Source organism: Solidesulfovibrio magneticus RS-1 (assembly GCF_000010665.1).
Classification (GTDB): domain Bacteria; phylum Desulfobacterota; class Desulfovibrionia; order Desulfovibrionales; family Desulfovibrionaceae; genus Solidesulfovibrio; species Solidesulfovibrio magneticus.
In genome coordinates this window covers 4,646,806-4,666,311 of sequence record NC_012796.1, presented here as the reverse complement: position 1 = coordinate 4,666,311, position 19,506 = coordinate 4,646,806, and the positions used below count along the sequence as shown (strand labels likewise).

21 protein-coding genes and 2 pseudogenes are annotated in these 19,506 nt (G+C 61.3%); 13 read left to right on the top strand and 10 right to left on the bottom strand.

The window, feature by feature from the left end; all coding sequences use genetic code 11:
- Positions 1–229: 229 nt before the first annotated feature.
- From DMR_RS19460 to DMR_RS19450, 3 genes are all read left to right on the top strand, one after another.
- Positions 230–1,018 (top strand): EcsC family protein, encoded by a 789-nt coding sequence (locus tag DMR_RS19460; RefSeq protein WP_052279029.1) that lies wholly within the window; start codon positions 230–232, stop codon positions 1,016–1,018.
- A 12-nt stretch (positions 1,019–1,030) separates the two neighbouring features.
- Positions 1,031–1,366, top strand: coding sequence for a hypothetical protein (locus DMR_RS19455; protein WP_015862748.1), 336 nt, complete (start codon positions 1,031–1,033; stop codon positions 1,364–1,366).
- A 156-nt stretch (positions 1,367–1,522) separates the two neighbouring features.
- Positions 1,523–2,422 (top strand): sulfite exporter TauE/SafE family protein, encoded by a 900-nt coding sequence (locus DMR_RS19450; RefSeq protein WP_015862747.1) that lies wholly within the window; start codon positions 1,523–1,525, stop codon positions 2,420–2,422.
- A 146-nt stretch (positions 2,423–2,568) separates the two neighbouring features.
- On the opposite strand, the gene DMR_RS22635 is transcribed toward DMR_RS19450, so the two are convergent.
- The 9 genes from DMR_RS22635 to DMR_RS19410 form a co-directional block, all read right to left on the bottom strand.
- Positions 2,569–3,066, bottom strand: a complete 498-nt coding sequence (locus DMR_RS22635; RefSeq protein ID WP_158304263.1) for a phosphatase PAP2 family protein — start codon at positions 3,064–3,066, stop codon at positions 2,569–2,571.
- Between the two features lie 8 nt (positions 3,067–3,074).
- Positions 3,075–3,950 carry a hypothetical protein gene (locus tag DMR_RS19440; RefSeq protein ID WP_015862745.1) on the bottom strand — a complete coding sequence of 292 codons (876 nt, stop codon included), beginning with the start codon at positions 3,948–3,950 and terminating at the stop codon, positions 3,075–3,077.
- 196 nt (positions 3,951–4,146) lie between these two features.
- Positions 4,147–4,671, bottom strand: coding sequence for a hypothetical protein (locus DMR_RS19435; RefSeq protein WP_015862744.1), 525 nt, complete (start codon positions 4,669–4,671; stop codon positions 4,147–4,149).
- 133 nt (positions 4,672–4,804) lie between these two features.
- A complete protein-coding gene (locus DMR_RS25650) occupies positions 4,805–4,927 on the bottom strand; it encodes a hypothetical protein (RefSeq protein WP_015862743.1) in 123 nt (40 codons plus the stop codon).
- 90 nt (positions 4,928–5,017) lie between these two features.
- A complete protein-coding gene (locus DMR_RS19430) occupies positions 5,018–5,407 on the bottom strand; it encodes a hypothetical protein (protein ID WP_015862742.1) in 390 nt (129 codons plus the stop codon).
- Positions 5,408–5,664: 257 nt separating this feature from the next.
- Positions 5,665–6,990 (bottom strand): sigma-54 interaction domain-containing protein, encoded by a 1,326-nt coding sequence (locus tag DMR_RS19425; protein ID WP_015862741.1) that lies wholly within the window; start codon positions 6,988–6,990, stop codon positions 5,665–5,667.
- A gap of 648 nt (positions 6,991–7,638) precedes the next feature.
- Complete coding sequence (locus DMR_RS24965) at positions 7,639–8,091, bottom strand: transposase (protein WP_232502940.1); 453 nt, start codon at positions 8,089–8,091, stop codon at positions 7,639–7,641.
- Positions 8,092–8,122: 31 nt separating this feature from the next.
- Positions 8,123–8,959, bottom strand: coding sequence for a hypothetical protein (locus DMR_RS24960; protein WP_052279027.1), 837 nt, complete (start codon positions 8,957–8,959; stop codon positions 8,123–8,125).
- Positions 8,960–9,559: 600 nt separating this feature from the next.
- On the bottom strand, positions 9,560–10,915 hold the full coding sequence (locus DMR_RS19410) for a transposase (protein WP_012749714.1): 1,356 nt from the start codon (positions 10,913–10,915) through the stop codon (positions 9,560–9,562).
- A gap of 227 nt (positions 10,916–11,142) precedes the next feature.
- Between DMR_RS19410 and tnpA the strand changes: the two are divergent.
- Positions 11,143–11,367: pseudogene (tnpA, locus tag DMR_RS19405) on the top strand (IS200/IS605 family transposase); the annotation flags it as partial.
- 201 nt (positions 11,368–11,568) lie between these two features.
- Here tnpA and DMR_RS19400 read toward each other — a convergent pair.
- Positions 11,569–12,888 (bottom strand): IS1380 family transposase, encoded by a 1,320-nt coding sequence (locus DMR_RS19400; protein ID WP_043601180.1) that lies wholly within the window; start codon positions 12,886–12,888, stop codon positions 11,569–11,571.
- Between the two features lie 131 nt (positions 12,889–13,019).
- On the opposite strand from DMR_RS19400, the pseudogene DMR_RS23895 reads away from it, so the two are divergent.
- The 9 genes and pseudogenes from DMR_RS23895 to DMR_RS22620 form a co-directional block, all read left to right on the top strand.
- Positions 13,020–13,229: pseudogene (locus DMR_RS23895) on the top strand (transposase); the annotation flags it as partial.
- Positions 13,230–13,527: 298 nt separating this feature from the next.
- A complete protein-coding gene (gene mamI, locus DMR_RS19395) occupies positions 13,528–13,722 on the top strand; it encodes a magnetosome protein MamI (RefSeq protein WP_043601177.1) in 195 nt (64 codons plus the stop codon).
- Complete coding sequence (mamA, locus tag DMR_RS19390) at positions 13,715–14,512, top strand: magnetosome protein MamA (protein WP_043601173.1); 798 nt, start codon at positions 13,715–13,717, stop codon at positions 14,510–14,512. Before mamI ends, mamA begins: the two co-directional genes overlap by 8 nt.
- A gap of 32 nt (positions 14,513–14,544) precedes the next feature.
- Entirely contained in the window at positions 14,545–15,504 is a 960-nt protein-coding gene (locus DMR_RS19385; RefSeq protein WP_043601171.1) for a hypothetical protein, read from the top strand.
- Positions 15,505–15,548: 44 nt separating this feature from the next.
- Entirely contained in the window at positions 15,549–15,884 is a 336-nt protein-coding gene (locus DMR_RS19380) for a hypothetical protein (RefSeq protein ID WP_015862734.1), read from the top strand.
- 24 nt (positions 15,885–15,908) lie between these two features.
- Positions 15,909–16,655: a LemA family protein gene (locus tag DMR_RS22625; protein ID WP_052279026.1), complete on the top strand. Its 747-nt coding sequence runs from the start codon at positions 15,909–15,911 to the stop codon at positions 16,653–16,655.
- A gap of 18 nt (positions 16,656–16,673) precedes the next feature.
- Positions 16,674–17,174 (top strand): hypothetical protein, encoded by a 501-nt coding sequence (locus DMR_RS19370; protein ID WP_015862732.1) that lies wholly within the window; start codon positions 16,674–16,676, stop codon positions 17,172–17,174.
- Between the two features lie 156 nt (positions 17,175–17,330).
- A complete protein-coding gene (locus DMR_RS19365; RefSeq protein ID WP_015862731.1) occupies positions 17,331–18,206 on the top strand; it encodes a cation diffusion facilitator family transporter in 876 nt (291 codons plus the stop codon).
- A 13-nt stretch (positions 18,207–18,219) separates the two neighbouring features.
- Positions 18,220–19,491, top strand: coding sequence for a PDZ domain-containing protein (locus DMR_RS22620; RefSeq protein ID WP_015862730.1), 1,272 nt, complete (start codon positions 18,220–18,222; stop codon positions 19,489–19,491).
- Positions 19,492–19,506: the final 15 nt, after the last annotated feature.

The window sequence follows — 19,506 nt, the reverse complement described above, 5'->3', positions numbered from 1 at the left end:
CAGACGGGGCGCAGCCTGCACCGGACGGCGATGGTCTGTGCGGGGCGCTGGCCGCAAAGGCGCTCCCGGTCGCGAGGGGGGCGTTTGAACCCCTGTGAGGCGTCTGCCGGCGACGCGCGCATGTTTAAAAGGTCCGCCCATCTGGCGTTTCGGAGCTGGAAACCGGCCTTTCACTGGACTTTTAGGCCCAATCCGTTATTGTTTTGCGATGCGTATGACGGACGTGGACATGGGCCAGCTTGCCCTGGCCTGCGAGTTGCTTGAGACCAAGCCGCTGGCCATGCGCCTTTGCGACGCCCTGGGCCTGCCCATCGAGACGGCCTTGTCGCTGTTGCCGCAAAAGGCCAAGGACAAGATCAACTCCATCACCCAGGACTGTCTGCGCAAGGCCCAGAACGTGGCCCTGCAGACCCTTGGCGACAAGCCGCGCCGGAAGGCTTCCGACATCTTTCATAAAGGCTGCGTGACCGCCGGCGGGTTTGTCGGCGGCCTGGGCGGATTGGCCGGGCTGGCCGTGGAAGCCCCGATTTCAACCGTGGTCATGCTGCGTTCCATCGCCGATATCGCCCGCAGCCAGGGCGCGTTGCTCGATGATCCCGAAGTCCGGCTGGAATGCCTTAAGGTTTTCGCCCTCAGCGGCGGAACCCGGCTGGACGGGGCTGTGCCGGGCTATTATGCCATCCGAACCCTGCTGTCGCAAAACCTCCCCGAGATCGCCGCCCTGTTGGCCGTGCGGGGGATCAGCGACGAGGCCGGAACCCTCCTTGGCCGCTTTACGGCCACCATCGCCGAACGCTTTTCGCTGCGCCTTTCGGAGAAGTTCGCCGCCCAGTCCGTGCCGCTTCTGGGCGCGGTCGGGGGCGCGACAGTCAATTATATCTTTATCGGCCACTTTCAGGATGTGGCCCGGGGCCACTTCATCGTCCGACGCCTGGAGGCCCTGTACGGCGAGGAACCGGTGCGCCGGGCGTATCAGCGTATCCGGCAAGGATCGTGCAGCACGGAAGAAACCAATTAAACGGAGTCCCGGATGTGGATTTTTACGACGGACGGCTTTTTCAGCATTGTCAAAAGTCGGCATTGCAGTGAAGATGAGTTGGCTGTCAGGGCGCAAAGCCGGGCGGATCTGGAACGGCTGCTAGGCAAGCTCGGGGCCAGGGCGGAAATCATCGAACATGGCGACTCTGAATACGCCTTCCGGGCCATTCTGCCGCAGCAGGCCCTGGCCGCGTATCTGGCCCAGACGGCCGACTCACTAGATTACGCGAATTTCAAGACCGAAGCCACGGGTGTCGAACCCTGCCGCGCCCCGGCCTTGCAGGCGGTCTGGAAACTCGTCATGGATCGGTGGGGGGCCTGGGAGTGAGCCCGGTCCGGTCCCTGCCCGAGGGGACCGGCCGGCTTGGTGTCGTGTTGCAACAGCAGCACCGCCTGGAACTACCTGGTCTGCATTGTTTCTGATCCTTTTGGCCGCAAGTAATGGTGATAGCCTGCCCGGCAGCGTTTGCCTGGAGTATGCTCGGTGCTCGAAATTGTCGGACTCCTTCTTTTTGGCCTGCTGGTCGGCTGCTATGGCACCCTGGTCGGCATCGGCGGCGGCCCTATCCTCGTCCCGATGCTGGCGACGCTGTACCGGTTTGACACGCCGACCATAGTGGCCGTCTCTGTCTTGGTCGTTTTTTGCAACACCGCCTCGGGCACCATCGCCTATCTCAAGGAGCGCAGGATTGATCTGGTCAGCGGCATAAAATTCTCCCTGGCCGCCATCCCCGGTGCCCTGCTCAGCGTGGTGGCCCTCCATTATATCAAAATCAATGTCTTTTCCTTCATCTTTGGTTTTTTCCTGGTCCTGCTGGCCCTGTATATCTTTTTGCGCCCCTACGGCGCACGTTTTGCCGGTTCCCGGGGGATGTTCCCCAAACGCTTCCGGCCAGGGAATAAAAAGAGCGGGCATTCGCGGCTGTCCCTTGACGATGACTTTCTGGACGCCATGGAGGAGCCGGAGACGACGCTGGTCCAGCGGGTCATTACCGACAGGTCCGGCAACCGCTATGCCTACGCGGTCAATGAAAAGCTCGGCATCATCTTAACCGCCATTATCGGCGCGGTTTCCACTTTGCTCGGCATCGGCGGCGGACTTATCCAGGTGCCGGTGCTCGTCTATGTGCTGGCCTTTCCCGTCCATGTGGCCACCGCCACCTCGCATTTCATCACGGCTGTAAACGCCGGCTTCACCCTCATCCCGCTGCTGGTCGACGGCGACCTGGACTACAAGACGTCGATCTGCCTTTCCATCGGGGCCGTGGTCGGCGCCCAGTTCGGGGCCAGGCTCTCCAACTTCATAGGCGACAAGGCCTTGCTGCTGCTGCTCGTTCCGGTTTTCATCTTCATGGGCGTCAAGCTCATGTTCTTTAATTTCTGATTTTTCTTCCCTGATCCCGAGGCTGCCCGGAGGCTCCGTGGAGACTGCTCCGGCGACAAAGCGGGGCGGCGTCGGCGTGTTGGCGCCCGCCGCTTTGGAACGCGCCGCCGACTGCGCCCAGGCGCCGCTGCGACCGGTTGCCGACCCTATGCCGCCGCCAGGGCCGCTGCCGCCGCCGCCCCGAGCAGCCCGCCGCACACGATATCACTTATATAATGCCGCCCCAGATAGCTTCGGCTGATCCAGACCAGGGCGGCGGCCGTCCAGGCTGGCGCGGCCGCGCCCGGGATATGGGCGGTCAGGATGGTTGCGATCATGGCCGTCCTGGCGGCGTGCCAGGAGGGAAAGGAAGAGCGGTTCCAGGGGAAAAGGCAGGGACGGGCCGCTGGCAGCGGGCGGGGGCGGCGCGTGAGCAGACGCAGGGCGGCCATGGCCGGCAACAGGAGTGCTTCCGTCTGGGCCATGGCCAGGGCGGAAGCCGCCAGAACTGGCCCGGACAGAAAAAACGCGGCGACGTAGGTCGTCAGACAGAGGGGGGCAGCGCCGAGCTGGGTCGCCAGCCGCATAAAACGCGTCAACCTGGGGGATCGGACCCGGGCCATCCAGGCGGCGACGCGGCGGTCCAGGCTGGCAACGCCCGTCAAGAGCAGCCTCATCGGCCGCGTCGGCCCAAGACGCTTCCCGGCAGGCAGTCGGCCAAGGCGCCGAAAAGATCAGCGGTCAGGGCCTGGGCATTGAGATAGGCGGTAAATCCGTGGCGCGGGGCCAGCCCGGCCAGGAGAAACAGCGCTTCCTCCAGGCTGCGTCCGGCCGCGTCGCCGCCCCGCTCGGCAACGGCGTCGTCGATGCGTTGCCTGTGGCGGTAGCCGTCGGCCGGGCGCCGTTTCAGCCGGACCGCACTGCCGGGGACGGTCAGGGCTAGGCCGTCGGCCAGGGCGAAGGCCAGATCGCCTATGCGCTTGTGCAGGGTGAAATCCAGAATCTCCAGCAGATAGGCCCCGCGTTTGCGCGTGAGTACCCTGGCCATGGCCGCCTCGACCGGATCGTCGATGTAGATGATGGCGTCGAGGGGGGCGATGTCCTGGGTGCGCAGCAGGCGGTGGTGTTCGTGGATGGCGAAAGGCCGATGTAAGTCCCGGGGCTTGTCCAGGTTGGTGTGGTCAAGGCACACGACGTCCAGGCAGAGGCGTTCGCCCAGGGCGGCGGCCAGGCTGCTTTTGCCGCTACCCGGCAGGCCGTCGACGCCGATGCGGCCGGGAAAGGGGCCGGTGCGGCGCAAGAGGGACACGACGCCGTCGGCCAGGGCGCCGGCCTGGGGGGGAGGCGGAGCCGGCGCGCCGCCTGGAGCGAAACAGCGGTCGGCGAGTCCGGACAGATAGGCTCCGGCCGCCGGGCGGGCCAGGAGCCGCCGGCCAAAGGCCAGGGCAACGGCGAGTCCCCAGGAGCCGAGTTCCCCCCGGAAGTTCCCGGTCGCCAGCCGGTTGCCCGGCGTCTGTCCGGTCTTGGCCTTGCCCATGGCGCCTCGCATGATCGATGGAGCCTTGCCCTGACGGCCCGGACGCAACAACCGTCGGGGCAGGGGCGGGCTCATTTGGAAAAGAATTTCTTCCCGACGTAAAAGCAGATAACAGCGAGAACAAGAAAAACCAAGATATGCATGCGGTATCCTTTCGTCGTTTGGCGGGGACGCCGGTGGACGAAAATACCGTGCCCCCGCCTATGGTCTACGGCAAGGGTTTCCAGACGCCAAGGTCGGCCGGCGGCGGGCAGGCGTAGCGCGGGGTGGTCAGGGCGGCGGCGGTGGCTGTCCTGGCCGGGGCTTTCTCCGGCGCTCCGGCATCCACCCAGGCCAGGATGGCGTCGGCGTCGGCACCGGCGAAATTGCGCATGGGGCCTTGCACCATGGCCGAGAGCATGCCGCTTTGGGCGTAGGCGTTGAGGTTGTCGTAGTCCATGAGATTGCGGGCCGCGCCGGAGTGGCAGCGGCTGCAATCGGCGTTGATGATGTCGCGGATGGTTGGTTCGTAGTAGACCATGGCGGCGGCAGCGGCCCGCAGTCCTGTTCCGGGCTGGCGGGCAAGTCCCGGCGTGCGGCCGTTCAGGCCGGCGGCCACCATGGCCTGGGGGGGCTGGCTGTTGCCGGTGTTGGCCAGGATGGCGGCCAGGACGACCAGGGTGGCGCTGGCCGCCAGCACCACCCAGACGAGGCCCCGGCTGTCGGCAGTTGCGTGGTTTTGCTGGCGTTGCATGGAAGACGGTTCCTCTGGGTCGCAGGATTCGTGGAGCAATGACGGCCGATGGGCGTTCTGCCGGCCAGGGCCGGGTGACGGGGTGGACATGGAAACGGTGTGCGATCCGCCGGATCGCTTAGGAGCCGCCTCCTCAGCCACCGGCAAAAGCCGCCTGGGTCGCATCCATGAGGGTTTCCCGGGCGTTTTGGCCCATGGGGGCGGTAGCTGCCCCGGCGGCCGGGCGGGCGGCGACGGCCTGGGTGGCGTCCATCATGGTCTCGCGGGCGTTTTGCCCAAGGGGCGCGGCGGCGGTGGTCCCTGCATTCTGGTTGAGTCGGCTCCCCGAGCCGACAGGCGCTGCGCCTCAGCCACCGGCAAAGGCCGCCGCAGTCGCGGTGGCCAGGGGGCGGCCGGCAAACTGCATGACTTCACCGCCAACCGGGCAGCGGGGTATGCCCGCAGCGTCAAAACGCGGCATGCCCACGGCACCGTGGACCGGGCAGACGTACTGGCCGGTTGCGCCGGCGTTTTGCACGGCCGGGGCCTGGGCTGGCGTGGTCGCGGCGGCCAGGAGGATACGCTGGGCCGTGGTCATCTCGGTGTTCCAGTGCTTGAAGCCGAAAACGGACCAGTACACACCTGTGGCGGCGGCGGCGGCCAGGGCCACGGCCAGGAAAAAGATGGCGAAGGATTTGGGCTGGACACCGATGTAGCTTTCAAATTCCGTTGCTCTGTCCTTGAGAAAATACCGCATGAAATCCCGCCTTACAGCGTGGTTGCAGGGTTGTGCCGCACCGCCCGGAAGCGGTGCCGAACCGTTGGGCTTGGCTGTCCATGACGGAAGCGTCCAGCCGAGGCACCCGGCGTCGATGCCGAGACAGCTTTCAATTAATGCAAAATCTATTCCGTTTGTTATAATTCCATAATATCAGCTAGTTGACAAGGCGATATTGCTCAGGCAGAAAAAAAAGACGCGAAATGCGCCCGATTCGGTGGGCTAGACGGCGCGTTTTACGTCCTTGGCGCGCCGGACAGGATGCGGCGCAAGGTGTCCTTGCTGATATCGAGTTCGCGGCAGGCGGCCATTTTGCGTCCGTCGTGGCGCTGGAGGCATTCCTGGACGGCTTGCAGGCGGATGTCGCGAAGGGTCTGGCCGGGGCGGCCAGCCGGCCGGGGCGTGGCGGCGGGATGCAGGTATTCGGGCAGATGCTCGATGTGCACAAACCCTTTGGAGCATAAAAGCGAGGCGTATTCCAGGATGTTGCGCAGTTCGCGCACGTTGCCTGGGTAGGCGTGGCGCAAAAGGACGTGAACCACGTCCTCGGAAGGGCCTTGGATGTCGACACCGTGCAGGGCGTTGAAATGCTCGATGAAGTGGTTGGCCAGAAGGAGGATGTCCTCGGGCCGTTCCCGCAGGGGGGGCAGGGACATGCGGGCCACGCTCAGGCGGTAGTACAGGTCCGGGCGGAAGCGGCCGGAGGCAACCATGTCGTCGAGATCGAGGTTTGTGGCGGCGATGATGCGCACGTCCGTGGGCACGGAGTGGGTGGAGCCCAGCGGCTCAAAGGTCTTTTCCTGGAGCACGCGCAGCAGTTTGACCTGCAGGCGCAGGGGCATATCGCCGATTTCGTCGAGCAGGATGGTGCCGCCCTGGGCCGTCTCAAAGCGTCCCAGGTGGTCGCTGCGGGCGTCGGTGAAGGCGCCTTTTTTGTATCCGAACAACTCCGATTCCATGAGCGTTTCCGGCAACGCCCCGCAGTTGATGGCCACAAAGGGGCCATCCTTGCGCGGGCTTTGGTTGTGGATGGCCCGGGCGAAGAGTTCCTTGCCGGTGCCGGATTCGCCAAGGAGCAGGACCGAGGTCTGGCTGGCGGCAATGCGCGGCAGGATGTTGAGGGTTCTGGTCAGGGCGCGGCTGCGGGTGATGATGTCGTCCAGGGAGCAGGCCCCTTGGAGCTTTTTGCGCATGAGCTGGATGTCGGAGAGGTCGCGGAAGGTTTCCACGCCGCCGGCCACGCGGCCACGGCGGTCGAGCAGCGGCGCGGCACTGATGGACAGGGGAATCTTTTTACCGTCGGGGCGCACGATGTGGATGGACTTGTTGGACAGGGTGACCTTGTCCTCCATGCAGCTTTTAAGAGCGCACGATCCGTCGCAGATGGAGGACTGGAACACGTCGTGGCACTTGCGGCCGATGGCTTCCCGGGCCGGGATGCCGGTGATTTCGGCGGCGGCTCGGTTGAAAAAGGTGATGGTCCAGTTGAGGTCGACGGTGAAGACGCCGTCGGCCAGACTGTCCATGATCGTCTCCAGGGGGATGTCTTTGGGAAAAGGCATTGCTCGTTTGACTTCTGGTTGGCGTTGGCATGGCGGGTAACGACAGGCCGCGAGGCCTGTCGTCTTTTCCAATAAAATATTATGGGTGATCGGCTGCATTGCGTCAAGGGCTGTCCAAAGCAGGGCTGTCCAAAGCAAGGGCTGTCAAACGCCGGTGCACCGGCGGTTTGCCGGCTGCCCGTGGCGGCAGTCCACCGACGCCAAAGGCCGTTCCTCCTTCGCCAGGCGGATGCGGCCGGTCAAAGCGCAACAGAACGAGCAAAGACTGGTCGGCGTGTGGGGTAATGCAACGCTGGTTATTGTTGGGGTGCCTGGTTTGTGCGGCCTGTGGCGCAGGCCCGGCCAGGGGCAAGCGGCATTGCGTATTTTTAAGGCGGGTCGCAAGTCCCGGCGGCACCCGCCGGCGGCCCAAAGAGCGGCTCCCGGAGCAGGGATAAGCGTAGTCCCTGAATCCGTAGCCGCGTAGCTTGAAATCTCTCTTTGCCACCGACGAGGTGCTTTTTGATGCTCCTTTCAGCCCTTTCTGCTCAGCCCCAGCCGAGTATGGGATGCTTTTTTCCTGATTTCAGCTTTGGAGCAGAGGTCAGGGTGGATTTGAGCGATTTTCGGGCACACCTCTCCCGGGTACGGAAGTTACTCCGCGTATTTTTAGGCTTGCGCCAACCGTCTCTGCATGCCGACAAGCGCTTCGCCGAAGCCGCCGTTGGACACCACCTTCACGACAACTCGCCGCGCATGCCGGACGAACCGTCCGCCCAAGTACATCATCCCCTGCATAATAGTGCGCAACCGGCGGCGCGTTGCCCTCTTCAGCCCAATGACCCCGGAGTCGAGAAGCGACTCGCCCAGCACGCGCAGCATGTTGTTTACCAGGACCCCGAGCTGGAAGAACAACTCGTTGACGCTGAATTTCCCGGACGGAAGGCGCTCCAGGTCGAGTTCGCTTTTCAGCTCCGCGAAATACTGCTCGCATGTACCCCGGTCTCGGTACAACCGCAGGATGTCGGCATCGGACACCTTCTCGAGGTTCGTCCAGACGCTGAAGACTTTGTACTCTGGCAAGAGCAGGGTCTGCCCTTTCTTGCTGGTCCTCTCGGTCATCTCATACACCAGCCGGACATCTCCGATTTCTTCACGTTCCCGGCGGGTGCTTCCCGTGTAGACGGTCTTGCCGGGCCTGGGAGAATGAACTTGTCCATCGTGCATGGCCAGGTTGATCAAAATCTCTGGTTTTTCTCGGCGCAGATTGTGGCGAGTGATGAAACTGTCCCCGGCCTTGAGCCGCGCCGCCATTGAGTGCCCAATCATCGAAGGCCGTGTCGCCCACCCAGAGCAGACGGGCATTGGCCAGCTTGCGCACCCGCGAGCGGACCCCGGCATGGAAGTCCAAGGCCCCTTCATGCAGGGGGTGATGGCTCCCTGGACAAATCTTGGCTCCAACAATCAGGCCGACTTCGAGGAACGAGCAGACCGGGGCGTAGCCGAGAATCCCGGTGTAGCCCTTGGCGACGCCCTCCTTCTTGGTGTCGCTGTTATCAAGGATGGTGGAGTCGGTGTCGATCCGCACGCCAACAAAGTGCGGTACGGTGACGATCCGGGGCTTGAAATCCAGCTTTCGCAGCATGCGCACAGAGCACACGGGCATGGCTTCGTGAACGTTCCGATCAAGGCTCATGGCCTTGAAACGCTGGCGCAGAGTGGCTTCCGACGGCACACGACCAAGCCCCAGGGCTGTCAGGAAGAACTCACTATTCTTGAATTGCCGCACGTGGTCGAAACCCACCTTGCCTATTCCAATGAGACCGCCAAGGCTCCGCAGAATGTCCTTCTCAGCAACCTGATAGTTCGGGAATTCCCGTTTGGCGCAGGTGGAGTCGATGCCGCTGATGCGCATGAGTTCGCCCATGGCTACAAGCCCGGCATTGCCGACGATCGGTTCTTCGGTGATCTCAAGAGTCAGCTTTCCCATGTGGCGCACCTCGCGGGTGAAAGACGTTTGCTTAGACCTGCGAAGTCAATATGCTAAAATATTTCATCTTTTTCAACAACAAACTGTATCGGCAAAGTAAGTTGAACTGAAGTTGTTTACGGATTCAGGGTAGTCCTTTGCCCAGTAAACAACGTTGTGGCCGAATTGAACGTTTTTACTGTTGTAAAATGGTTTCAATATTTGTGTAATTTATTTCATAATTTGCTGCGTTGCAGTTTATGCTCCGCATGTCGGACTGCAAAATAAAGCAAAAATGAACAACTGATTTCCATTATCAAGCCAATGGCGAACCGCGCCGGGCCATGCTGCTGTGATTTTGCGCAGGGATGCTTGTGGTTTTATTTTTGGAATTTCGCAGCCGTTGCCAGGGGCTTTCGGAGCGCGATCGGCCTGCTGGTTTTGATCGAACCTGTTTGGCAATCGTTTTTTTCATATATTTCGTGTAATTATAAACTTTTAGAGTGGGCGTCCCCGTTCGTTTTCTCCGCAGCATTTCGAATGTTATACAGGGACGGTCCGTTTGGCAGGCGTCGAAGAAGGGCAGGTGGTTAACAGGCCGTTGCAAAAAGCTGTTTCCGGCTATTCTCCCCCGCAGATGACGGCGATGGGCATGATTCCACAGCATCGTCCTTCGACCACCATGACGATGGCCAAATAGGCCATTGAGGGATGCTGATTGGGCCAAATGAGCGCAAGCCAGGCACTGGCCCAGCCCCTGGGGGTGCCATGGCCGGTCTTGACCCGCATCAGCAGGCCGAGATTGAAACCGGCCACATGGAGCAGATACCGTTTCTGGATGTTCTCCCGTCCCCGGAGCCAGACCCGGCGCATACCGCCAGACCGGTCCAGCGTATGCTCGAAGCTTCTTTCGACCAGTTCCGTCCGCTGTTTTCCCATGGCCTTCCCGACCATCGACGATATCCGGATTCGGTTGTTGTACACGGCGCGCCGCGCCTCATGATCGCCACGCCAGGAGTTCAGGCCGTTGCGCTTGGGTTCGGCGATTCTCGTCCGCCATGGCCCTCCGTCCAGGTCTTTGAGGACATCCCGGGAGAAATAGCCCTTGTCCGCGACCAGTTCCGCAGGATCGTCCGGGCATGGCGGTGTGGAAGTGACCCGTCGCAAACTTTCTTGAGCGGCTTTCAGCGTCTTTTGCAGAGTCGAAGTGTCCCCCTTGTCCGCTTCATGCACCTCGACCGCCACGACCGCGCCGGTGTCCAGGTCCACCGCGTGCTCCGGCTTGTACGCCAGATGCGTTCGGCCATCCTTCATCTTGGCGATCTTCGCCTCGGGATCGACCTGCGACTGCCAGTCCTTGTTCGAAAGCGTCTTGCCGACGCGCTTGCGGTCCATGCGAGCCAGATCCTCATCCGTCGGAGAGTCGATGCCGCTCTCCTTAGCCATGCGCAGGAGCATCTTGCGGTAGCTCTCACCCGTGTCCCGGCGCACGATGGTTTTGAGCGCCGCGTTGGCCTCCATGGTCGAAGCGTCCACGCCAATGCGGCCTCCAAGGACCAAGCCATCCTTGCTGAGCACCTTGAGAACCCAGGTGAAAACCTCTTGGTGGGTCGCCAGCGGCAGACGGGACCGTGTCCGACTGAGCGAGGAATGATCCGGCACAGACTCCTTGGGCGAAAGCTGGAGAAAATCCCGGAGGGAAAGCGAATCGGCGCAGCGCCACTCAATGCCGCGCTCGCTGTCGATGCCCTCGAAATACCCCACGAGGTGCATCCGAAAATACCGGCCAGGCGGAATGGAGGGACGCCCCTTGTCGGAATAGAAGGGCTTGCACAGCTTCTCGGCGAAACCATCGAAGGCGGCTTTCCGGAGAGTCTGCTGGAGACGATCGTAAAAAGCGTGCCCACGAGACCGAGGAATCTCATCCCAGGCCAGATACATCGTCCCCTGCTGATCACCCTGACGGCCAAGCCCCATCAGATCACCTCCGGAACCGCGATGGCTGGATTCTCGGTCACTTGGCGGAGTTTTTCAACACGCTGTTAAGAGCAGGCGTTGACATGCAACAGTAATTTACTTAAAATTAATAATAATCACGGGTAAACCCCCGGCTTTGCCGGGGGACTCCCATAGTTTGACAGTTCCGGGAATGCGAAGCCTCCATCGCTTGAACCGCTCAAAGCTCAAGCAGACGGAGGCTTCCGTTGAACATCTACGAAAGCCTAAGCCACTCGGTATGGGACTGCAAGTACCACGTGGTTTGGATACCCAAGTTCAGAAAAAAGGTTTTGTATGGTCAACTTCGCGTGTATATGGGGGAAATCCTGCGGGAATTAGCCCGTCAGAAGGAGAGTAGGGTGGTCGAAGGCCATCTCATGCCCGACCATGTCCACATGCTCATCTCCATTCCTCCCAAATATGAAGTAGCCTGAATCCGTAGCCGCGTAGCTTGAAATCTCTCTTTGCCACCGACAAGGTGATTTTCAATGGTCCTTTCAGCCCTTTCTACCCAGCCCCAACCGATCATGGGATGCTTTTTCCCTGATTTCGGCTTTGGAGCAGAGGTCAGGGTGGATTTGAACGATTTTCGGGCGCACCTCTCCCGGATACGGAATTTTCTCCGCGTATTTCTAGGCTTGCGCCAACCGTCTCTGCATGCCGACAAGCGCTTCGCCGAATCCGCCGTTGGACACCACCTTCACGACAACTCGCCGCGCATGCCGGACGAACCGACCGCCCAAGTACATTATCCCCTGCATAATGGTACGCAACCGGCGGCGCGTTGCCCTCTTCAGCCCAATGATCCCGGAGTCGAGAAGCGACTCGCCCAGCACGCGCAGCATGTTGTTTACCAGGACCCCGAGTTGGAAGAACAACTCGTTGACGCTGAACTTTCCGGACGGAAGACGCTCCAGGTCGAGTTCGCTTTTCAGCTCCGCGAAGTACTGCTCGCACGTACCCCGGTCGCGGTACAACCGCAGGATGTCGGCATCGGATACCTTCTCGAGGTTCGTCCAGACGCTGAAGACTTTGTACTCCGGCAAGAGCAGGGTCTGCCCTTTCTTGCTGGTTCTCTCGATCACCTCGTAGACCAGCCGGACAGATCCGATGCCTTCACGGTCCCGGCGGGTGCAACCCGTGTAGACGGTCTTGCCGGGTCTGGGAGTTTGGCTTTGCCCTTCGTTCATGGCCAAGTTGATCAAGTTCTCGGGTTTTTCCCGGCGCAGATTGTGGCGGGTGATAAAGCTGTCACCGGCCTGATGCCGCACCGCCATGAGTGCCACATCATCGAAGGCTGCGTCGTCCACCCAGAGCAGGCGAGCCTTGGTCAGCTTGCGCACCCGCGAACGGACTCCGGCATGGACGTCCAAGGCCCCTTCATGCAGGGGATGGTGGCTCCCCGGACAAAGCTTGGCTCCTACAATCAGACCGCCTTCGAGAAACGAGCAGACCGGGGCGTAGCCGAGAACTCCGTTGTAGCCCTTGGCGATGCCCTCCTTCTTGGTGTCGCTGTTGTCGAGGATGGTGGAATCCGTGTCGATCCGCACGCCAACAAAATGCGGCACACTAACGTGCCGGGGCTTGAAATCCAGCTTGCGCAGCATGCGTACAGAGCACATGGGCATGGCGTCATGGACGTCGTGATCAAGGCTCATGGCCTCGAAGCGCTGCCGCAAAGTGGCCTCCGACGGTACACGACCAACGCCCAGGGCTGTGGCGAAGAAATCGCTGTTCTTGAATTGCCGCACATGGTCGAAACCTACCTTACCGATTCCGATGAGACCGCCAAGGCACCGCAGAATGTCCTTCTCAGCAACCTGATAGTTCGCGGACTCCCGTTTGGCGCAGGTGGAGTCGATGTCGCTGATGCGCATGAGTTCGCCCATGGCTGCAAGCCCGGCATTGCCGATGATCGGTTCCTCGGTGATCTCAAGAGCCAACTTTCCCATGCGGCGCACCTCGCGGGTGAAAGACGTCTGTTTAGACCAACAAGGTCAATATACTAAAATATTTCATTTTTTTCAACAAAGAACTGCACCTACAAAGCAAGTTGAACTGAAACTGCTTACGGATTCAGGAAGTAGCTTCGGTAGTTGGTTACATCAAAGGTAAGAGCGCGATCCACTTGGCCAGGAACTTTATGGGACGGCGAAAGAACTTTGTTGGCCAAAGCTTTTGGGCACGTGGAGACTTTGTTTCAACCGTCGGTCTGGATGAGGCTCTTGTTCGAGAATACATCAGGAACCAAGAGCAGGAAGATCGTCGGTTGGAGCAACTGAAACTGGTTTAGCGGTTGCCGGCTTTAGCCGGCTCACTCTTAAACCGCTTTGAGCGGTTCATTGTCTTTCATGCCCCCGGCTTTGCCGGGGGTAACTGACTGATACGGTGAATTTGTTTTTCGATATAGACAGGTACTGGCTTGGCTGTGCCCTGCAGCTTTCTGCCCGGGGTTGGGCGCGGCGGCGGTCCGTGAAGGATTGACGCCTGGACAGCACAGGCTTTTCGGCATTATGTCATGAGCGTTCGAGTCTGCCGGCCCCGGAGCCGGCGCAAAGCCTGGACGTGGCATGGCCGAGGGAGGAAGGGGAATGACGCCCATCGTTTTGGGATTGCTCTGTATCGCCTTGGGGCTCTGGGGCATATATGACATGTATTACTATGTCATGGACGTTGTGAAGGGGGGTCTGCCCCTGCTGTGTATGATCGGGGGGCTGCTTGCCGCCCTGGCCGGTTGTGTTCCGCAAAAAAGCGTCAGCGATGACGAGGAGGACGTACATGGGTAAGGGGGAAAAAACAGTTGCGCAGCCGCAGCTGGAGGATATCGAGGACATTGTTCCTGACGACGACGAGCTTTCCGCCAGTGAAGGTGCCCCTGTCGGGCGCAAGAAGGCGGCCAAAGCCAAGAAAAACGTCGCCAACATGGAATCCAGCGTTGAGGATTCCTCGACGTTTTACTGGAATTCCCTTCTTTTGCTCAGCGGCCGGCTGCTCAACCGGACGCTGGACTGGTACAACGGCCTGTTTAGTCTCACGCCCCGGGACAAGGCCAAGCTGTACCGCAATATCAGCCAGCGCTGCCTGCGTCGCGGTTCCCCCGAGGAAGCCCTGCGCTACTTGAAGGAATGGGCGCGCCACGAGAAAAACGACCCGGAACCGCTTTACCAGATGGGCATTGCCCTGGCCAACCTTGGCGATTACCAGCGGGCGGTCACGGTTTTCGACAAGGTTTTAAAGCTGCGCCCCAACCACTTCATGGCCAGCTACCGCAAGGGAGCCGTGCTGCTCAAGATGAAGCAGTACAAGCTGGCCCTGCCCGTGCTTGAGGCCGTGGTGGCGGAGAAGCCCGAGGACGCCCGGGCCTACTATCTGCTCGGTCTGGCCTACGACGGCGACGAGCAGTTGGAAAAAGGCATCGAGGCCATGCAAAAGGCCGTGGATCTCGATCCGGAAGAGATCAAATACCACCAGCACCTTGGCTTCATGAACGTGCGCAAGGACGACCATAAGACGGCGGCCGAACATTTCACGAAGGTCATGGAGCTGGAGCGCAGTCAGGACAGTGATGAGGAATGATGCGGCCTGCCGCGTCGTTCCCGGGATGTGCCATGCGTTTTGCGTTTGTCTTGGTCTTTGCGGCGATTTTTTTGGTGCCGTCGTTTGCGGACCGGTTCGCCGGAGCGGCCGCGCCGGTGTATTATGAGCCGACCATCCGTGACATCGTCCAGAAGGATTGCTCCCGCTGCCATTCCGGTGCCATGCGCAACCTGATGAGCTATGACGCGATCAAGGCCTATGCCGACAGCGGCATGCTTTCGGCCATGGTCGGTTCGATGATGCGCCAGTTCGCCGGGGCCGACGCCGGCACGATCATTTCCTGGGCCGACGCCGGCGCGATGCGCCGCGCCCCCGGGGCCGGTGCCAGGAGCCAGGCCCAGCCGGGTGCCCAGGCGGCCACCGTCGCCCAGACCACTGCGAAGGTGTATTACGAGTCCACCATTCGTGATATTATCCAGAAGGATTGCGCCCGCTGCCATTCCGGGGCCACGCGCAATCTGACGGATTGGGACAGCGTGCGGGCCTTTGTCGACAACGGCATGCTCGCCGCCATGGTGCAAGGCCCCATGCGCCGCTTCGCCGGGGCCGACGCCGACGTCATCCTGGCCTGGATAGACGCCGGCGCGCCGGAAAATCCGCCGCGCATCGGCGGGGCGGCCGCCGCCTTCAACCAGCCCACCCGCGGCGGCCAGCCCCGGCAGCCGGGCCAACCCGGCCAGCCGGGACGCGGCGGCGGGGGCGGGCAGTTCGCCTGTCCGCCGGGGGCGGGAGGCCAGGTCGCACCGGGCGATCTCACCTACACCGGGACCATCGAAGGGCTTATGGCCCAGGATTGTCTGCGCTGCCACCTGGGGCCGTTTCGGAAAATGACCACCTATGAGGACGTCAAGATGTATGTCGACAACGGTCTGCTCAAGACGCTTGTGGAGCCGGGCGGGCCGATGCACCGTTTCGCAGGGCCGGACACCCGGGTGTTCCTGGCCTGGATAGACGCCGGAGCCCCCAGGTAGCGGGGCGGACGCCACAACGTTTCACGGCGAAAAAAGAGGTCACCATGCGGTTTGGTCACTTATTGTCTGGTTTGGCGGTCTTCGGGCTGGGGTTGTTTTTCACCTATTATTACAGCCCGCTGGTTGTCGGCGTCTTCAAGGGTTCCCTGCAGCCCATCATGATCATCATAGGCATGCTGGCCCTGCTGTCGGTGGTCTTTGACAAGACGCGCTATAAAAAGATTAATCTGCTCGTGGCCGTGGTGATGCTCGCCGTGGGCGGCTACGGCTGGTATGACGAATACATTGCCACCATGGATTTTCTGTACGGCGTGCTGCCCATCGCCCTGGTGCTTTTCGGCGTCATTTCCGTGGCCCACGGCGTGCGGACATTGAAGTAGCCGGGGAGCTTTCGGACGCAAGCCATGAAGACGAAACGCATGACCGACATCATCGTTGAGGCCTACGGGAAGAAGTACGACCTCGCCCCGCGCCAAGCGCCCCGGCATGCTTTCTGGGACGAGCTGGGCTATCGCCTGCGAGCCGTGGCCGAGATGCCCATGGATGTCCGCCTGCGCTGGCTCCTGGGCTTTTGCTTCCTGGTTTTGGCAGCGGCGACCATCTATTATTACAACACGCTTATCGGCGTGGAGCACGACGTCATGAAGTCGCGGGCCCAGGTGGACGTCTTCATGCAGCGGCGAAACGACATTTCCATCAATCTGGCCAAGGCCTTGCAGGACTATTCCCATTACGAGAAAAACGTCCTGACCGAAATCGTCAAGCTGCGCACGGCCCTTGGCGGCGAAGGGGCCAATCCGGGAGCCGTTGAGGAATTGCTGAAAAACGCCGGCCCGGCCGCCCCGGCCGGGACTGCTCCGGCCGGAGCCGCCGGGCTGTCCTCCGCCGCCCTGGCCCGGCTGTTGGCCGTGGCCGAACAATACCCCGATCTCAAGCTTTCAGCCAATTTCCAGAGCCTCATGGCCGCCCTGGTGGAAGTGGAAAAGGATCTGGCCGGGGAGCGGGTCAAGTTCAACGAAGCCATCCTGGCCTACGCCAATTACGTGGACAAGTTCCCCTCGAATTTTTTTGCACTGTGCTTTGGCTTTAGGATGACGCCTTACTTCAAGGCGACCCAGGACGCCCAGGTGCTGACGCCCATCAGTTACTAGGCTGGAGCGCAAGCGGTCATGACAACGGAATCGTATCTGCACACGCTGCCCTTGTGGGGCTGGGGACCGGTCCGGACGCGGCTGACCTATCTGGCGGTCTTTCTGGTTCTGTCTTTTTTGTATGCGTGGCTGTCGGATTATAATTTTGCCACCGGCACGGGCAATCTGAGCATGGTGCTGTTTTTGGCCGCCAACGTGTATTTCCCCTTCAAGCGACTGTTGCTGCACTACCGCATCAAGGGCGTGCAGTCGTTCATGAACCGGCTGCTGGTCTACCATATCTGGCTTAACACGCTGTCGTTTCTGGTGGCCTGCGTGCACTGCTATATCGCGCTTTGGGGCAACTATTGGCTGATGCTGGCCCTGACCCTCATGGGTTTGTTGACGTTTTGCGGCTTTCTCATGTGGATCAAATACCAGCCCGGGCATGTCAAAAAAGGCATTTATATCCTGCATACCCAGCAACTGCTGTTTTTCGTGATGCTGTTTGCCATGCTTAAAGGTCATTACGTTTTTTAAAGAGCACAACTCTGACGTCGGGAATATTATGACAACCATGCACCTGATAGGACTTCTTATCGCTGTGACCACCCTGGTCCTGACCGTTGTGCTGTACCGCGGGGCCACGAACCTAGAACGTCGTATTGATGCCGAGCAAAACGAAAAAGAAGATCAATGAAATACAAGGCATGTGAAAAGTGCGCCCGGTCGGTGGGGCTGGTCAACGTCGCGGGCAACGTCATGATGATCGCGCTCAAGGCCTATCTGGGCTTTGTGGGCGGCAGCAAGGGGCTCATCGCCGACGCTGTGCATTCGGTGGCCGATCTGCTGGCCACCTTCGTTATGATGATCGGCCTGCAGATTTCCGCCCGCCAGCCCAACGCCAAATACCCGGACGGCTTCGGCAAGGCCGAGTATCTGGTGGCTATTTCCATTTATCTGTTTCTGTTCGTCATTGGCCTCTACATCATGCATGACGGCTACGTCACGATCGTGGCCGGGCGTTGGGTGCATCCCTGCTGGTTCGCCTTGTGGGGGGCGGTGTTTGCCATTGTCATCAACGAACTGATGTTTCGCCAGAGCGTGTGCGCCGGCACCCAGATCAACAGCCCCTCCATGGTGGCCAAAGCCTGGGAAAGCCGTTCCGACGTCTACGCTTCCGTCGCTGTTTTGATCGGCGTCATCGGGGCCATGATGGGTTTTTCCTTCATGGACCCCCTGGCTGCCTTCGTGGTCGGCGTGATGATCCTCAAGCTGTGCATCGAGTCCATCTACGAGTCCGTGCTCAAGCTTATGGACGAGGCGCCGCCGGCTGAAATCATGGAAGCCATCAGTTCTGCCCTGGAAGGTCTGGAGAACGTTGTTTCGGTGCGCCAGATCATGGGCCGCGAGCTTGGCCCGACCTTGGAACTCAAGTTGATTCTCGTCGTCCCTGCCGATCTGAGCCTGGAGGCTGGCGAGGCGGTCAAGGCCAAGGCCCGGGCCGCCGTGGCCAATGCCCTGGGCATGAAGACCAGGATTACAGTCGTTCTTAACCCCGCCGAAGGATGAATGGGGCTCGCTTATGAAACAGTTTGAACAAGATTTCTGCATGCGCCAGTTCAAGCCGGCCCTGATCGTCGTCGGCGTGCTGGTGGTTATTATCGTGGGCTGGACCTTGTGGCGGCAGTGCCCCGGATCGTTTGCTAGCCCCGGTCCCAATCCCATGCACCGCGGCCCCATGCAGGGCCCCGGGGGCGGGGCGCGCATGATCGCCGCCAAAACGCCCATGGGACCGCCCGTGGACGTCAAGACCAAAGCCACCCATCCCTATTGGGGCAACTGCAACAAGTGCCACGTCACCACCGGCGCGGGCGCGCCCGTGTCCAAGGTCATGCAGGGGCCGCCTATCACCATCGCCCAGAAGATGACCCACAAGGACTGGGGCAACTGCATGCTGTGCCACCAGGTGCTCGACGGCTTCCAGCCCAACGGAACCTGGGTGGACAAGCCGGCCGCCGGCGCGCCGGCCCAGGCCGCCGCCCTGGACTGGCTGACCGCCGCCTCTCTGGGGCTGTCCGTGCAGCCGGTCACCGACGCCATGGTCGCCAAATACAAGCTGGTCAAGGAGGACGCCCTGCTGGTCCTCGACGTGGCCCCCGGCTCCCTGGCCGACAAGGCCGGCTTCGCCGCCGGCGACGAGATCGTGCGGGTGGACAAGACCCTGACCGCCAATGTGGCTGCCTTGGAAGCCGCCATCAACGGCTTAAAGCCCGGGGCGGACGTCAAGTGCAATATCTATCGGGGCAAGACCTCGCGCAACCTCATTATTTCCCTGCCGGCCAACCTGGCGGCCCTGACCACCCCGGCCGTCCCCAAACCGGCCCCCCCCCAGCCGGCCGCGCCCCAGGTCAGCGGTGCGTTGGTGGTCATCGCCGCCACGACCCCGGACCTGACGGCCCAGGTGTCACCCCAGTTCGAGTCCGCGCCTTATTACCTCCTGGTTGATCAGGCCCGTCGCTCCTACCGGGTGGAGGCAAACCCAAATGCCGGCGTGCCCGGCCACGGCGTGGCCACCAGCCAGCTCATGGTGAATCTCGGAATCGGCGTGGCTATTGCCGGCAATTTCACCCCTGAAGCCCTGACCACCCTGGGTTCCCAGCGCATTGTCGTCTATCCGGGCGTCACCGGCGGCGTGCAGGACATCCTGAACGCCTATCAGGCCGGGCAGTTGACCCCGACCCGGGCCGTGGCCGTCGGCGGGCCGGCGGTCCAGCCGGGGCTGCCCCAGGCTGTCGCCGCCCCCCGGCGCCAGGCCCAGGCCCTGCCGGGAACCTCGCCGCAGACCCTGTATTGACGGCTTCGTAGCACG